The following is a 16,676-nucleotide window of genomic DNA, read 5'->3' as shown; positions in this document are numbered from 1 at the left end:
GGAGGAAAGGATGGATGACATTGTGTCCTTAAGGAATGGCAGCAGGATTTATACCATTGCCCTTATTCCCGGTGACGGCGTTGGACCTGAAATCACCAGGGAGGCAGTGCTGACCCTGAAACGGGCAGGGGAAGTATACGGCCGCAGCTTTCAGTTCACGGAAGCCATAGCCGGAACCGCGGCCCTTGACCGGGGACAATGTCCCCTGCCGCGGGAGAGCCTTAAAACCTGTCTGGAAGCGGACAGCATACTTATGGGCAAGCTTGCAGTGGGAAGGCATCCGGGACTGAAGTTTGAGGAAAGGCCGGAAAGCATCCTTGGACTTCTGAGGACAGGACTCTGCCTGAGAAGCGACATACGCCCCTGCTTTTTTGCAGAAGCCCTCAGGGAACTGTGTCCGCTTAAGGAGGAGATACGCAAGAAAGGAATGGATATCCTGATTATACGGGACATTGCGGGAGGCATGTTCACCACGGAGGGAAAATCCTCCAACCTTTGCAATGTAAGGGCTGCATGGGATACGGAAAGCTACGATGAGACCCTCATACGGGATTCTGCCAGACTGGCCTTCCAGCTGGCCGCGTCCAGGAAGAGGAAGGTCACAAGCCTGGACAAGGCAATCCTGCTGTCCAGCAGCGTCCTGTGGCGCCAGATACTGGAGGAAACCCACAGGGATTACCCGGAGATTGAACTGGAGCACATGCTGGTGGATCATGGGGCATTTAAGCTGGTAAGCTCGCCCGATGCGTTTGATGTGATCGTGGCATCCAATGTGTTTGGCGACATCATTGCAGATGAGGCTGCCGGGCTTACCGGTGCAGGGGAATTCCTTCCGGCCGGCAGCCTGAATGCGGAAAGGAAAGGGATTTACTGTCCCAACCAGCTTCACCAGGTGCATGAGGAACTGGCAGGTACGGGCAGGGCCAATCCCGTGGGGATGATCCTGGCAGCGGCCATGATGCTTGAGTATTCCTTTGGACTTGTCCGGGAAGCAGAAGGCATGAAACGGGCGGTGTCCATTGTGATGGAACAGGGGATTCATGGACGCCCGTGCTGGTCCGGCGGGGAACAGACAGCGGACACGGCCGCCATCGGGGAAGCTGTCAGGGAATGTCTATAAAATCATATGAGGTGACAGGAAAATGGGAGAAAGAATGATAGAAAAGCTTCTGGGGGCGGCAAAAGGCGAAATCGCCACCGTTTCCCCGGATATGATACTGATTACCAACGGATTCCCACATGGGGTAACGGAATACGTCACCCAGGTGGCTGAACCTGAAAAGGTACTGGTCATGTATGACCACAACGTACCTTCGGGTTCGCCTGAGGATGCCAGGATTTTTGGGGAAATCCTGGGATTTTCAAGAAAATATGATACCCGTTTCCTCCAGGCAAAAGGAACCGCGCTCCGGTATCTGATGGAGGAAGAGATAAAGCCGGGCCAGATTGTGGTCACCGGTACCAGGCACAGCTCTGTATTAGGCGCCATGGGGGCCTTGGGAATCGGCATCAGCAACACGGAGCTTTCCAGGGTGCTGGCATCGGGAAAATACCATGTGGAAGTCCCGGATACCGTGGGCGTACAGGTGATAGGAAGCCTTGCGCAGGGATGCGGCATCATAGATGCGGCCCTCTGTTTCCTAAAGGAGCAGGCGGATATACAGGGCAAGGCCATTGAATTCATTGGCGGCAGCCTGACGGACCATGAAAAAACCGTTCTGTGCCATATGGCATGTGACACGGGTGCGTATACCGCGTTCTGGACAGAAGAGGGAACAGCTGACTGCGTCCTTGATCTGGGGCAGGTAATCCCCATGCTGAGGATGCCGTGCAGTGACAGGAATTCCCAGATAAAGGCAGGGTTCCAGCCTGCTTCGGCGCTGGAAGGCCGCCGCGTCCACGCCGGACAGATAGGGGGCTGCAATGGCGGGACCATGGACAGCCTGCGGATTGCGGCAAAGATGATGGAAGGACGGAAACTGAAGCTGGGCTTTCGTCTTACGGTCTGCCCGGCCACAAGCGCAGATTACATAAAGGCCATGGAAGAGGGAATCATCACAGCATTCATTGATTTTGGCGCCCAGATCAGTGCGGCAGGCGACCACAGCGTGGTTCCCCAGGGCGCGGGCGCCATGGGGCCGGAAGAACTGCTGCTCACAACCGGGCTATATACATTCGCAGGCGCCATGGGATGTGAGGATGCCCAGGTGATGACAGCTTCCGTGGAAACCATCATGGCGGCATCATTTGATACAGAGGCGGCCATGGATGATCCATCAGGCGGCCAGGCATAGGAGGGCAGGGACAATGGAAAAGGAATTCAAAGGAAAGATATGGAAATTTGGGGATGACATTGATACAGATACCATCATTCCCGGAAAACGCGGCACCATCCCAACCATTGAAGAGATGAAAAAGTACGCGTTTGAACTTTTAAAGCCTGAGTTTGGCTCCACGGTACAGCCGGGTGATATCCTGGTGGCCGGAAGCAACTTTGGCTGCGGCTCCTCCAGGGAACAGGCTGCAACGGTCCTGTCCTCCAACGGTGTCCGCTGCATCATTGCCAAAAGCTTTGCCAGGATATTCTTCCGCAATGCATTCAACAGCGGAATCCTGCTGATTCAGTGTGATGGAATCCAGGATTACTGTGAGGGCGGGGACATGGTCACGGTGGAAGTGGGAAAATGTGTCCGGGTCAACAAAAAGGCATTCCCTGTGGGAACCGTACCGGAAAACCTGCTGGCCATCGTGGAGCATGGAGGTCTCATAGAAGACACCAAGATGAGGATCCGGGCCGGTATTAAGAAGCCGGTCCGCAGGGAGCTGGATGATGCACAGAAACGTAAAAGCGGTTATACCATGGCGGAAAAACTGCTTAAGAACAATGCTGGCCTGGACCATGTGCAGCCGGGTGACATCGTGATTACCCATCCGGACATGTTCATGATCCATGACATCTACACCCCCTATCTCTATGATACCCTGGAGAAAATGGGGGCAGGGAAAATAGACGATCCGGACAAGGTGACCATCATATTCGACCACTGCATGCCCACGGCGGTTGCTAAGAATGACTATGCCCACTACAACGCAGGCATTGCCCTGGCAGGGAAATACGGAATTAAGAAACTCCATATCGGCCAGGGAATCTGCCACAGCATCATGCATGAGGAAAGATATGCAAAACCGGGCCAGATTGCCACTGCAACGGACAGCCACACCACCACATACGGAGGCGCGGGCAACTTCTGTTCCGGAATCGGCACGGCTGAGATGGCGGCTGCCCTGATAACAGGTGAACTGTGGTTCAAGGTGCCGGAAGCCATTAAGATCGTGCTGAACGGGCACCTTAAGGACGGCGTCCTTTCAAAGGATGTAATCCTTAAAATCCTGGGTGACATACGTGCGGACGGCGGACAGTACAAGAGCCTGGAATTCACCGGGCCGGCTGCCAGGGAAATGAGCATGATGGCCAGGTTCACGGTTGCCAACATGGCCTTGGAAGCAGGTGCAAAATGCGGCCTGTTCGAAGCAGATGAAAAAACAGCCGAATATTATGGCATGGCCCTTGAGGAGATTGACTGGGTGAAGGTGGATGAGGATGCTGTCTATGAAAAGGTACTGGTCTACGATGTCAGCGGACTGGAACCCCAGCTATCCTGTCCCCAGGGGGTTGACAATGTCCATTCTGTCAGTGAAGTCAAAGGCACGAAGATAGACGAGGTCTATATCGGAAGCTGTACCAATGGTTCCCTGGAGGATATGAGGATTGCAGCGGAAATCATGGAAGGAAAAAAAGTGCCGGATGATCTGAGGGTGATTGTGGTACCAGCCACCAACAAGGTGTTTAAGGATGCCATCGCAGCCGGATACATAAGGACATTCATCGAAGCCGGATGCGTCATCAGCCATCCGTGCTGCGGACTGTGCTGCGGGATGCCCTACGGCCTGATGTATGACGATGAGCGCATCCTGTCCACTGCAAACCGTAACTTCATCGGCAGACAGGGAACCAAGAAGACCTTAAGCTACCTGTCAAGCCCGGCTGTGGCGGCTGCCACGGCGCTGGCCGGAGTTGTGACCGACCCAAGGGAAGCAGCACGGCAGATTACAGTGAGAGGAACAGGAGGCATTGGATGATAAAGGATTTTGAACAGTTAAAACAGATGCTTAAGGAGAAACCGGTTAAGCGTACCGTTGCCGTGGTGGCTGCCCAGGATGGACATACCCTGGAGGCGGTCGTCCATGCGGCAAAGGACGGCATGATAAACCCCATCCTGATTGGCAGGGAGGATGAGATACGGGATATCTTAAGGAACCTGGATTACGATGCATCCCTGGCCAGGATCATTTCCGTGGACGACCCAGTGGAATGTGCAAAGAAGGCGGTAGAGCTTGCAAAAGAGGGAAAAGCGGACTGTATCATGAAGGGCAGGCTGGAGACAGGCACCCTGATGAAGGTTCTGGTCAACAGGGAGACAGGAATCCGGAAGAACGATGTGATGAGCCTGCTGGCCTTCATGGAAAGTCCCCATTACCACAAGGTATTCGGAATAACGGATGTAGGACTTCTGACCTACCCCACCAAGGACCAGAAAAAGGCAGCCATACAGAACGCGGTTGCCGCATTCCACAGCCTGGGGGTGGAAACTCCCAAGGTGGCTGTCATAGCCGCGGTGGAAAAGGTGAACCCTAAGATGAAGGAGAGCGTGGAGGCAGATGCCATTAAGGCGGAAGGTGTGGAAGGCTGTATCATCGAAGGCCCTATCAGCTACGATTTGGCCATGGACCCGTCCTCAGCCGGTATCAAAGGATATGAAAGCCCGGTTGCCGGGGATGCGGATCTGCTGGTAATGCCTGATATCGTAAGCGGCAATGTGGCTGCCAAGACCATTACCTGTATCGGAGGCGGGCGCACGGGAGGAACCGTGCTGGGCGCCATGGTGCCTGTACTTCTTGTATCCAGGGCTGCTTCTGCGGATGATAAATACATGTCCATTGTTATTTCCGCTTTGATAGGGAAGGGGAACCAGGAGGTAGACAGACAATGAACCCATATAAGATATTTGCAATCAACCCGGGATCCACATCCACCAAGATTGCGTTGTTTGAAGGCGGGGAGGCCGTATTTTCCAGCAATGTGTCCCACGATTCCCGGGCACTGAAACAGTTTAAGGAAATCAGCGCCCAGTTTGATTACAGGAAGGAGACAATCCTGGAAGAACTTAAGAAGGCCGGGGTTACTTTGGAAGGTGTGGATGCCTTTTCCGCCAGGGGAGGCGGCCTGGCCAGCGTGGACGGCGGGGTTTATGCAATCAATGAAACGCTTCTGGAACATGCCAGGGCCGGGTTTTCGGTAAAGCATCCGGCCATGCTGGGTGCGCAGCTGGCAGATGCATTTTCAAAAACATATGGCGGCAGCGCGTTTGTGGTGAATCCGCCGGATGTGGATGAGTTCAGTGATCTGGCCAGGGTAACCGGATGGAAGGGGGTATACAGGGAAAGCAGGATCCATGCCCTGAACCAGAAGGAAATCGGCATCCGCTATGGGGCATCGGTGGCAAAGAAGTATGAGGAAATGAACCTGATTATCTGCCATATCGGAGGGGGCATATCAGTCACGGCCCATAAAAAGGGGAAGATGGTGGACTCTAACGATATTGCCCAGGGGGACGGCCCCATGGCACCCACCAGATGCGGCGCCATCCCGGTCAAGGATGTGGTGAAGGCCTGCTTTAGCGGGAAGTATACGGAGGGGGAACTGTATGAAAAAATCACCAAAACAGGCGGTCTGGTTGACCATCTTGGGACCTCCGACGCAAGGGAAGTGCGCGCCATGATGGAACAGGGGAATACATATGCAAAGCTGGTATATGATGCCATGATATACCAGATTGGAAAATACGCCGGTTCCATGGCAGCGGTGCTGGAAGGGAATGTGGACGGGATTATTTTCACAGGAGGTATTTCCCATGACGGATATCTGGTGGAAAAACTTTCCGGTATGCTTAAGTTTATCGCGCCCATTACCGTGATGGCAGGGGAATTCGAGATGGAGGCCCTTGCGGCAGGCGCCCTGCGCGTCCTGAATGGGGAGGAAAATGCAAAGGAATATACGGGAATCCCGGTATGGAATGGATTTGATGTGCAGTAACAGTTGAAGTTATGGCAAAGATAAAATACAATCTCTTTATGGAGGGAGAACAATGAGCGAAAAAAAGCGTGTGGATTTTAGTGTGTGCGGTTTGAATTTAAAATACTTCCTGCCATTTTTCATAGTGGTAATGGTTGTCACCTACGGCGGGTTCATGCCTACGGTAAAGATTTATTCCAATGATGCAGGCACCTATATGGCGACCAGTTTTATCCAGACATGGGCGTTCCTTATGGCAATCGGCGGGATTTTCTTCTGGCTGGGCAATACGATTCCCATTGTCAGCAGTTATCTGGGCGGCGCCTGTCTGCTTCCGCTGTTCGGGGCTTCCCTGATGAACCATCTGGGATTGATACCTGAGGTGCTGGTGAACGGCGCCAAGGTGTGGATGAAGGGCGGGTTCCAGGACATGTACATTGCGCTGCTTTTAGTCGGTTCCATCCTGGTCATGGACAGGAAGGTACTTTTAAGCGCAACCGCCAGGTATATGCCGGCCATCCTGGGAAGCCAGGTATTTGCCCTGGGCGCATGTGTGCTTGGCGGCATGCTTACCGGCTTCGGCGGGGCTGACGGCCTGTTCTATGTAGGCGCCCCCTGTATGTCCGGCGGTTCAGGCGGCGCAATCACCACGCTTCCGGCACTTTATTCCAGCCTTGCAGGCGCGGACATGACCGGTCTTGCAGGACAGTTCCTCTGTTATGCGTCCATTGCCAATGTGCTGGCTGTATTATTTGCTGCCATTGGAGGCGCCGTTACTGAGAAGATTCCTGGATGGAACGGCAAGGGCAAGATCCTCAAGGCCGGATCCCAGGCATCTGAGGAGGCGATGAAGGAAGTGAAGCGCCCTGCAACCAGTGCGAATTATGTGAATCTGGGAAGCGGGATCTTCATGTCCCTGTGTTTTTATCTGGCAGGTAATGTATTGGGAAGCCTTCCGGTATTAAACAACATAGCCGGACTTGCATGGACCATCATCCTTGCAATCATTGTAAAATGTACAGGCATCATTCCGGATGAGTTTGCTGATAACTGCGTGTATTCCATGAACTTCGCACTGAAGGCCCTCCTTCCCATGCTGATTGCAGGTATCGGGATCTGTTCCCTGAACATCACCGACCTGACCAAGTTCTTCAGCCTTGGAGTGCTGGTGGTCATTGTGCTTGGTGTGCTTGGGGCATTTATCGGAGCCATGATCTTCGGGCGTCTGGCAGGACTGTATCCGTATGAGGCAGGCATCACGGCCGGGCTCTGCTGCTGTAACATCGGCGGTTCCGGAGACATAGCGGTACTGACAGCCGGAAACCGTATGAACCTGCTGGCATTTGCATCCATCTCCACCCGGATTGGAGGGGCGTTGATGGTCATATGGATTGGTCTGCTGTACCCGCTGTTCATGCGGTAAAACAGATGCACCATCTGACAAGGATGGAAGCAGGGACGCTGGGTCCGGCATGACAGCCGTTCCGGCGTCCTTTTTATGGGATGGATTTTATATTATGATGGATGTATAGTATATTTTGGGAAGGAGAAATGAACACCATGTCAAGACAAGGCAATGAAGGGGAAGCCGGGACTGTCCCCAAATTAAATAACGGAGGAAAAATCCGCTGGATCAACACCGCTGGGTTTGAAATCGTCATGTCCAATGGGAAACACATCCTCCTGGACCCGTTTCTGTCAGGGGAGGTTGACGGGGTGGTGTGCCATCCAATGGATATAGAGGCAATTGAACGGTGCGATTACCTTTTTCTGAGTCATATCCATATTGACCATGCGGCAGATGTGGCAAGGATCCAGAAGAAGTTCCCGGAGGTCATTCTTTTCGTGGGGGATCTGTCCGCGGACCCGCTGTGCGAATGGCAGGATATTAACTGCGCGCGTATCTTCCGGGTGAGAAGCAGCGAGGTTTATGAAATGGATGATTTGAAAGTGGAGGTGTTTGCAGGCCGCCATACGGAGTCGCCAAGGGGGTATTACCGGGCAGGAAGGAAATTCCGTAATCCGGACGGAAGCCTGAGCCTGTCGGACTGGTATGGAAACCTGGAGCTTAACAATTACCGTCTGACCCTTTGTGACGGAACGCGGATCATGGTATGGGCCGGTATGACATCGCCGGACCAGAAGAACCGGCTCAGAGGAATACGCTCCGATATTTCCCTGATGCATGTCAGTCCGAAGCAGGATTTTAGGGAATTTGCAGAACTGGTGGAGGCAATGGGAACAAAAATCGTGGTTCCCCACCACTATGATTTTACAGAAGAATTTTTCAGGATGGTTCCAGAGGCAATGAAGGATATGAGTGAGGAGAACCAGAAGGATTTTATTGAAGACGGTGTGTTTCAGATGGATAAGTATCTGAGGGCATTGGGGAATGCGGTCCGGGAACAATCCCCAAGCACGGAACTTATGATGCTGGAACACCATAGATGGTATGATTTTGGCTTTGCACTTTCATAGGAAGGTCAGAAGTGGGAAGGAGGTGGGAAAATGATGTCTGATATGACAATCATGACAAGGGCCGTGATGCCGTCCATGACAAATTTCAGAGGGGTGCTGTTTGGCGGTATGCTGATGGAATGGATGGATGAGGTGGCAGGAATCGCGGCAAAGCGGTTTGCAGGTCCCGAGGTCACCACGGCGGCGGTGGAAGGGATGAAGTTTTTAAGACCCATTCCAGTGGGGGCATTCATAGAGGTGGCCGGAGCTGTTACGGCAGTGGGGAATACATCCCTGAGGGTAAAGATAGATGTCAGCATGGATTCACAGCACAGAGGCGTCAAGGGAGATGAAAAGGTGGATAAGGTCCTTGTGGCAGAGGCGTTGTTTGTCTATGTGGCTCTGGATGAAATGGGGAAGCCCAGGACAATTGAAAAGGAAATTTCCAATACTTAGTACCGCATTGCGCAGTTTGGATGAAACAAGGTATGGCGCCAACCCATTCCCTGTGATATGATATCAGCAGTATGATACAGGCCTCCGGCCAGTCCGGGGCTGGATCAATCTTTTCTGTAATCAGGAGGGACATCCGTGGAGGAGAGCAGGGAAAAGGAAGTAATGGAGGCCGCGCTGCAGGCCGGCCATCTGCTTCTGGAAAATGGGGCTGAGATATCCAGGGTAGAGGAGACAATGGAGCGTATCTGCCAGTACTATGGGGTACATTCCGGCAATGCCTTTGTGCTGACCAACGGTATATTCGTAACCGTGGGAAACAGGAATGAGCCTGTATTTGCAAAGGTGGAGCATATACCGGTCAGCGGCACCCACCTGGACCGTGTGGCGGCGGTGAACCAGCTGTCCAGGGAGATAGAAGAGGGCAGATACACCATCGGCGAGGTGGCAGGAAGGCTGGATGATATCAAACGGATGCCTGGTAAGACAAAGCACATGCAGGTGTTGGCATCCGGCTGCGGCAGCGCAGCGTTCTGTTATCTGTTTGGAGGTAATGCAGCGGACAGTGCGGTTGCATTTACAGCCGGGTTCCTTCTGTATCTGTATGTGCTGTATATAAGCGGGCCGCACCTGTCTAAAATCGTGGGCAATATTAGCGGCGGTGCCCTGGTCACGGCCATATGCATCCTTTTGTATTCGGCGGGAATCGGGAATCATCTGAATTTCATGGTCATCGGTTCCATCATGCCGCTGATACCGGGTGTTCCCTTTACTAATTCCATCAGGGATATTGCGGACGGGGATTATATCTCGGGTTCGGTAAGGATGCTGGATGCCCTTCTGGTGTTTTTCTGCATTGCCATTGGCGTGGGTGTGGGATTTGCACTGGCGGGCTGGATGACAGGAGGGGCGCTGTTATGATATCTCAGGTATGTGCAGCAATGATTGGGACCATTGCTTTTTCCCTGTTATTCGGGGTTCCGAGGAAATACTATCCATGGTGCGGTGTGATTGGGGGCGCGGGATGGGCCGTATATGTGCTGGCGTCCGGCCGGTGGGGGATTGTAGGCTCTTCCTTTGCTGCCACGGTAGTGGTCATTTTCCTGTCCAGGGCATCCGCTGTCATAAACCGCTGTCCGGTTACTATTTTCCTGATATCCGGTATATTCCCCCTGGTGCCCGGAGCCGGGATTTACTGGACCGTATATTATCTTGTCACGGACCAGCTGGGGCTGGCCGTGCATACCGGGTATGCGGCTGTCAAGGCAGCGGTCGCCATCGTGCTGGGGATTGTGGCTGTGTTTGAACTGCCTCAGGGCATGTTTGCCTGGACAGCCGGGAAACTGAGGCGGATTCCGGGATTTTGCAGCAGAAGCCGCGGGTGAAAGGAACAAATTATGAAAAAGTCTTTCGTTTCATTTTAGGAAATATTTCAACAAATGTAATAAGTTTGCTCTATCTATATAGCCGCCTGTGTTTTACAATAATAGTAGAAGGAGGCGGCGGATATGAAGTGGAAAGAGATTGGGCAGGAGGAAGAACTGTTAAAGGAATTCCAGTGGGCAGAAGAACATGTAAGGGATGAAGACGTACCACAGCCAGCCCCGGACGAGTTTGAGATGATCATAAAACGGATTGAGGAAGAGTGCAGAAGGTAACGGCCCTGATGTGATGGTGCATCAGGACCGTTACTTTTTATATGTGGTCATGGCTGCTGTCAGAGCCAGATATAGGCCCTTACACCTACTGCAGTCATCAACAGAAGGAACATGAACGCCAATCCCATTAAATCCTCTCTTGTCTGTTTTTTCATAGTGGATTCGCCTCCTTTCATCTCTTTGGCTGATATTATGATAATGCCAAACGGAATAAAGATTCCATTGGAAAGCAGGGGAACTGGCATAAAGATTCCATCTATTTGAAGATTCCATGTTTTGGGAGTGTAGGATGTCCGCACTGGGAAGAAATCCGCATTGGAAAGAAATCCGCATTGGGCACCCTGGCATAAAACAGCAAGAATGATTAAACGCCGTCTTCCGGATCTTTGTATAATGGTAGTCCGGAAGGAGGATGACAATGAGTAATGACCAGATAACAGAAAAGGGTATTATATTTCCTGAAGAAGCCGCCTATCTTTCTGAAATCAGCCAAAAGCTGGATGAAGCGCTGGAAAAAGCCCGGGACGATGTAAGACGCATAGACAGGGAGTACCGGGATGAGAAACGCTACATGGCGGAAAACAGGGGTGAGATTGACCCTCATGAAATGTTTCAGAATGAACTGCTTCTCAAACAGACAGACCAGACCGGCGCATTTGCCGTGGACATACGTGACAGGCTTGCCAGGCTCAGGGAATCCCCCTATTTTGGCCGGATTGATTTTAAGGGCGGGGACAGCGCGGCGCCTGCCAGGATTTACATTGGGCCATCTGCATTTAATTATGGAAATGAGCCTTTGATTTTTGACTGGCGTGCGCCGGTTGCCAGTATGTTCTATGATTATGAGGTTGGCCCGGCGGGATATGATGCCCCCATGGGACGGATTGAGGGTGAACTGACCAGGAAACGGCAGTTCAAGATCAGAAACGGCGTCATGGAATATGCCCTTGAGAGTTCTGCCCATGTGCAGGATGATATCCTGCAGAGGGAACTGTCCCATACATCGGATGAAAAGATGAAGTCCATCATATCAACCATCCAAAAGGAACAGAACCAGATCATACGAAGGGAGAAGACCGGGACCATAATCATACAGGGCGTGGCCGGTTCCGGCAAGACCTCAATCGCCCTGCACCGGATTGCATTCCTGCTCTACCGGTTCAGGAACCAGCTAAGCGCCCGGAACGTGACAATCCTGTCCCCCAACAAAGTCTTTGGCAGCTATATATCCAACGTGATACCGGAACTGGGGGAGGAACCTGTCTATGAAATGGGCTTTTTGGATATTGCGGAAATACAGCTGGAGAAGGTAATCAATTTCGAACCGGACAAGGACCCTCTGGAAATGGAGGATGGAAAATGGATGGAACGGGTACGCTTTAAATCCACGCTGGATTTTGTGGGGCAGATGGATGCGTACATAAGTGGCATGGAGGATTGGATTTTTGTGCCAGAGGATTACTGCTTTGGCGGTTTTACGGCAGATGCCCGATGGATACGGGACCGTTTCCATGCTTATGGGAAATATCCTGTCAGGCAGAGGATTTCCATGACAGCAGAGGATATCCATAACCGGTTCAAGAATGAAAATATATGGGAGGATGAACTGCCAGGCCCGGGAAGGATTGCAAAGAGCCTGGCCTCCATGCTGGCTGTTAAGAGTACACTGGCCCTGTACAAAAACTTCTACCAATCCATTGGAAAACCCCATCTGTTCGTGATGCCTGCCAGAAAAACTTTGGAATGGTCTGATGTGTTTCCATTTTTATATCTCCATGCAGCCTTTGAGGGCGTTAAGGAGAGCGTCATTACAAAGCACCTGGTTATTGACGAGATGCAGGACTATACGCCCATCCAGTATGCCGTGATGAACCGGCTGTTCCCATGCCAGAAAACCATACTGGGTGATTGTGGACAGAACCTGAATCCATATCATCCGCATACCCTGGAGGATATCCTTAGGATTTACGAAGGCGCTGATTATGTGGAACTGAACAGAAGTTACCGTTCCACCTTTGAAATCATGAATTTCGCAAAACACATCCGGGATGTTGCAGGGCTTGACGCGGTGGAACGCCATGGGGAGGAACCGTCCATGGTAGCCTGTGAGGATGAACAGGATGAAATCCGGCAGATAAAGCAGGCAATCCTGGAATTTGAAGCCGGGGAAAACGCTTCACTGGGCATCATCCTGAAAAACAACAGGGCTGCAAGGGAATTCCATGACCTGCTTTCCTGTGGTCCAACATCCGGCGGGGACCGTATAAAACTGATATCGCCGGACAGCACGCACTATGAGGGAGGCGTATCAGTCACCTCCATTCAGATGGCAAAGGGACTGGAATTTGACGAGGTCATCGTTCCGCAGGCGGACAGAGGGACCTATTCAGATGATTATGACCGCAGCCTGCTCTATATTGCCTGCACAAGAGCCATGCACCGGCTGACACTCTTTTACGTGGGGGAGGTGTCTGGTCTGCTCATATAGGCGGGATGGAAATCCGGAACTGGTGGGGATATAGGGAAGTTGGGGATGTATGGTGGAGGGGGAAATGCCATCAGGATTCATTAACTATTTCATAAGATGTAAGGAAAGATACATACAAATATTTATATCTGCATGATAAAATAGAATAATCAAATTAAGTATTGAAATCGGAACGTGTCTTATAAAAAGAAACGTAAACTGGTATTTGTAAAGGAGGCAGTGGATGAATCATATGTGGATAATCCTGGTTGCTTTGATTGCAGCTGCTTTTTCCGTACTTATAGGAAAGATTTTTGATAGAGGGAAAAGAATTGATAAAGGATTTGCATATTGTTATTGGCATCTGAGTTATAGAAGAAGATTCAAAAGGACCCTTTGGACACTGCCAATACTTATAATTGTTTTGTTTCTCCTGCAGATTACATATGAATCATATTTTTTAACAATTGTGATGGCGGTTGTGCTGGGGATGATATTTATGATCCAGGCTGTTGTTAATTATAGGAAATGGAAGGAAGAGGAGCAATGGGGTCCGAAAACTGGGATGAATCCATGATTTAATGATAAAAAAGTGCCGGAAATCTTGAAAATCAAGGCTTCCGGCACTTTTAGAACCAGTGGGGACACAGGCACCGAACTTTTGTTTGGCTCAAAGAAGTACGTAAATACGTTTTTTATCTATGTCAAAATAGTATGTCTTCAAAATTAAGAAAAGGAGTAAACAGTACAGTATCTAAATATTTGAACATCTGATTAAGTCCATGGGCATGTAATCTCATCGCATGCCCCTGGACTTATTTTTAGTGTGTAAGAATTTTTAAAACGCTTGTATACGGGATTGGGTTATCAGGCGCAGAACAAATAGCTTACACGTTAAAATTTATTCTCGCCCATCCTGGTGTATTACAGGTCCATAATACAATGCTGTCTAAGAGATAACTTGAGGGCGAATGGGCTAGAAGAAACAGGAAATAGAAGCGTGGAAGCTGGCGGTAAAAGAATTTATCGTCAATTATGATATTGCTAATAATCTATATTGCTGGCACACTGGGAACGAAAAGAAAGATACATACTACAGGCACATTTACCCGCTCAATTAATATCAATACGAGGCTGTCAGCAGATATTATGAGGATACGGGGAGTGATTTAGAGGGGGATATACTTGATATCATGAACAGTGTTGATTACAGGCGGATGGATGGGAACCGTTCCAAATGAAGAAATCCATGTTCGGTATTGGATATTTAGGATGTGGCGATGCTGATGTGAGGGGAGCAATCTATATCAAATGAGTGAATATGATGCAACGGTGTTGTGGCGAAGTTACCCATAGATTAAAAACATATTATATGGATTGCAGGGTGTTTGAGGAATGGTGGAATTTCTCCAATTTCAGGAAATGGTATTGGACCATACCATTGAGGGGAGGAAATTTGATTTAGATAAGGATATCCTGGTACAGGGGAATAATGTTTATGGCCCTGATACATACTCATTGGTCACGCATTATGTTTCCGTACGTATTCTTGGTAAGACAAAACAGATAGGTGAATATGATAGCCCTGAGGAGGCAGGGAAATCATTGCTTCTATATCGGATGGAACTGATTAATAAATTTGCAAAGAGGAACAAGTATAAGATTCCTTACAAGGTATATAAGGCAATGATGAGATGGGATATTGAGGTAGCGGGTTAAAGTAAAGGCGTATCGAATAGAGATTATATGGTATGTGTGATTTTGTTGAAATATTAATCTATAGAATGTATAATATAAAAGGTTTGGAGTGGGTTTAAAATAATAATTAATTTGATATTTACTATAAAGTGATATGAGAAAGGAGATGGGGATTGTGGGATTAGATTTTGTATTTCCAGGGGTAAGAGACGAAATAAAAAATGCAGTATTTGAGGTTGAATTTATATTAAAAGGTACAAATTTAAGGTATCCTGGACAAGGAGAATTTAGGATTAACGGTTTTACTGAAAAAGGAATAGAGGGGTTATCAATTACTTATCTATCAAAGTTAGACTTATCACAGATAGCAGATAGTATTTTGTCATACCTTAAGACACAATTAACCATATACAATCATAGAATTGTCTATTATACAGTGTTTGAATCTTTTATAAGTGATTTATGTGATTGTATTAGTAAGGAAAGCGATTATTACTGTTTTAATGGGAGACAATCCATTAATGATATTTCGTTATCGTATATTTTTGTGTTAATGAATAAACAATTATATTATGATTACTTCAAAGAACAATATAGTATATATGATAAAGGTATGAAAAGATTTCCAGTAATAGATTTGTTAGTTAAAAATTCAAAAGAAATCAATATGGCGGAATTGACAGCAGAAGAAATTATGAGATTACATCAATTACCAACAGTAGAAGAAATCATAGAATATTCGGAATTACCTTATGAAGGTGCAGAAAATAAATCTACTTTAGTTTTTAGTAATAATGATGAGTGTTATAAATCAAAATCTATAATATTTCAATCTGTTATTGAATTAAGTCTTAATAATAAACGACAGGTAAGAAAAATTATGGAAATGTCAGATGAAAGCCACGTTCTGTTGGTGGAGGATAAGAAAATAAAAGCATTAAGTTATATAAATGATAATTTGTCTGGCTGTATGATAAAATTCCATGGGGATAAATATTGGTCATTAATTATTGATAAAGAATTAATATTTTCATATAAGGAAAATCAGATTTTATTTACCAATGTAAATAAACCAGATACAGATTTGATGAAAATATTGAAATTACAATTTCCTGATTTAAATAAACAAGAACATGAAAGAATAGAGGATGTAGTGAAAATTGCTTGTACACAAAAACACGGCACTTCCATTATTATATTTAAAGACGCTACGGCCGAAAGTGAACGTTTGTGCAAACTTGGTAGAGGGATAAAAATAGAGAAAGTTAATCTATATAAAAATTTTGAATTCATACCACATATTACGTCTATAGATGGTGCGGTTTTTATGGATAGTAATTGCAATTGTGTCGCAATTGGTATTATAGTAGATGGCATAAGCGTGACGAAAGGTGATTCATCAAGAGGGGCTAGATATAATTCAATTTATAATTACATTGCTTTGAAAAGTATAGAAAACATTGCTTGTTTGGGAATTATTATCTCGGAAGATGGTATGACTAATATAGTTAGTTCCAATTGTTTTAAAAGAGAATTATTAACAAAGAGCAGTTCTGATGATAATTAAGTCCAAGTGGTAATAACCGCTAATCTATCGGTCTATATTAGGAGAGCGTCTGTAGTTTTGATAGCACGTCTATAATACTGGGAATTGTGAGGGAGTAAATAATATGAGTATGGTTTTGATAGTTTTTCAATCAATAGTTCTAGTGTAATGACTAGTTGTTATTAGCAGTTTAGTTATGTGAAGTATCCTTTTTATGAAAGCACAATTTTAGGATAAAGAGACTTCAAATTGATTCTTGCATCT

15 protein-coding genes are annotated in these 16,676 nt (G+C 48.3%); all 15 read left to right on the top strand.

Annotated features, from left to right (window positions below; all coding sequences use genetic code 11):
- The first annotated feature begins 10 nt into the window (after nt 1–10).
- The 15 genes from LK536_RS42945 to LK536_RS42875 all read left to right on the top strand — a co-directional run bounded on the left by LK536_RS42945 (nt 11) and on the right by LK536_RS42875 (nt 16,433).
- Nucleotides 11–1,120, top strand: a complete 1,110-nt coding sequence (locus tag LK536_RS42945; RefSeq protein WP_008718214.1) for an isocitrate/isopropylmalate family dehydrogenase — start codon at nt 11–13, stop codon at nt 1,118–1,120.
- Nucleotides 1,121–1,142: 22 nt separating this feature from the next.
- The gene (locus LK536_RS42940; RefSeq protein ID WP_227796161.1) at nt 1,143–2,294 is read left to right on the top strand and encodes an aconitase family protein; all 1,152 of its coding nucleotides are present in this window, start codon (nt 1,143–1,145) and stop codon (nt 2,292–2,294) included.
- A 13-nt stretch (nt 2,295–2,307) separates the two neighbouring features.
- The gene (locus LK536_RS42935; protein WP_329602237.1) at nt 2,308–4,140 is read left to right on the top strand and encodes an aconitase/3-isopropylmalate dehydratase large subunit family protein; all 1,833 of its coding nucleotides are present in this window, start codon (nt 2,308–2,310) and stop codon (nt 4,138–4,140) included.
- Nucleotides 4,137–5,051 carry a phosphate acyltransferase gene (locus LK536_RS42930; RefSeq protein WP_120056899.1) on the top strand — a complete coding sequence of 305 codons (915 nt, stop codon included), beginning with the start codon at nt 4,137–4,139 and terminating at the stop codon, nt 5,049–5,051. Before LK536_RS42935 ends, LK536_RS42930 begins: the two co-directional genes overlap by 4 nt.
- Nucleotides 5,048–6,154 carry a butyrate kinase gene (gene buk / locus LK536_RS42925; protein WP_227796162.1) on the top strand — a complete coding sequence of 369 codons (1,107 nt, stop codon included), beginning with the start codon at nt 5,048–5,050 and terminating at the stop codon, nt 6,152–6,154. The genes LK536_RS42930 and buk overlap by 4 nt, the downstream gene beginning before the upstream one ends.
- A gap of 52 nt (nt 6,155–6,206) precedes the next feature.
- Nucleotides 6,207–7,556, top strand: a complete 1,350-nt coding sequence (locus tag LK536_RS42920; protein WP_034577865.1) for a 2-hydroxycarboxylate transporter family protein — start codon at nt 6,207–6,209, stop codon at nt 7,554–7,556.
- 137 nt (nt 7,557–7,693) lie between these two features.
- On the top strand, nt 7,694–8,611 hold the full coding sequence (locus tag LK536_RS42915) for an MBL fold metallo-hydrolase (RefSeq protein WP_227796163.1): 918 nt from the start codon (nt 7,694–7,696) through the stop codon (nt 8,609–8,611).
- A gap of 30 nt (nt 8,612–8,641) precedes the next feature.
- Nucleotides 8,642–9,046, top strand: a complete 405-nt coding sequence (locus LK536_RS42910) for an acyl-CoA thioesterase (RefSeq protein ID WP_025486409.1) — start codon at nt 8,642–8,644, stop codon at nt 9,044–9,046.
- A 135-nt stretch (nt 9,047–9,181) separates the two neighbouring features.
- Nucleotides 9,182–9,964, top strand: coding sequence for a threonine/serine exporter family protein (locus tag LK536_RS42905; RefSeq protein WP_331472187.1), 783 nt, complete (start codon nt 9,182–9,184; stop codon nt 9,962–9,964).
- Nucleotides 9,961–10,428 (top strand): threonine/serine exporter family protein, encoded by a 468-nt coding sequence (locus tag LK536_RS42900; RefSeq protein WP_025486410.1) that lies wholly within the window; start codon nt 9,961–9,963, stop codon nt 10,426–10,428. Before LK536_RS42905 ends, LK536_RS42900 begins: the two co-directional genes overlap by 4 nt.
- A gap of 123 nt (nt 10,429–10,551) precedes the next feature.
- Nucleotides 10,552–10,701, top strand: coding sequence for a hypothetical protein (locus LK536_RS42895; RefSeq protein ID WP_227796164.1), 150 nt, complete (start codon nt 10,552–10,554; stop codon nt 10,699–10,701).
- A gap of 418 nt (nt 10,702–11,119) precedes the next feature.
- The gene (locus tag LK536_RS42890) at nt 11,120–13,189 is read left to right on the top strand and encodes a HelD family protein (RefSeq protein WP_331472188.1); all 2,070 of its coding nucleotides are present in this window, start codon (nt 11,120–11,122) and stop codon (nt 13,187–13,189) included.
- Between the two features lie 223 nt (nt 13,190–13,412).
- Nucleotides 13,413–13,745, top strand: a complete 333-nt coding sequence (locus tag LK536_RS42885; protein ID WP_227796166.1) for a hypothetical protein — start codon at nt 13,413–13,415, stop codon at nt 13,743–13,745.
- Between the two features lie 845 nt (nt 13,746–14,590).
- The gene (locus LK536_RS42880) at nt 14,591–14,887 is read left to right on the top strand and encodes a hypothetical protein (protein WP_506092152.1); all 297 of its coding nucleotides are present in this window, start codon (nt 14,591–14,593) and stop codon (nt 14,885–14,887) included.
- A gap of 154 nt (nt 14,888–15,041) precedes the next feature.
- Nucleotides 15,042–16,433: a hypothetical protein gene (locus tag LK536_RS42875; RefSeq protein ID WP_227796168.1), complete on the top strand. Its 1,392-nt coding sequence runs from the start codon at nt 15,042–15,044 to the stop codon at nt 16,431–16,433.
- Nucleotides 16,434–16,676 lie beyond the last annotated feature (243 nt).

This window comes from Clostridium pacaense, assembly GCF_020709765.2.
GTDB classification, from domain to species: Bacteria; Bacillota; Clostridia; order Lachnospirales; family Lachnospiraceae; genus Enterocloster; species Enterocloster hominis.
The sequence above is the reverse complement of the archived record's forward strand: the minus strand, read 5'-3'. Positions and strand labels throughout refer to the sequence as shown.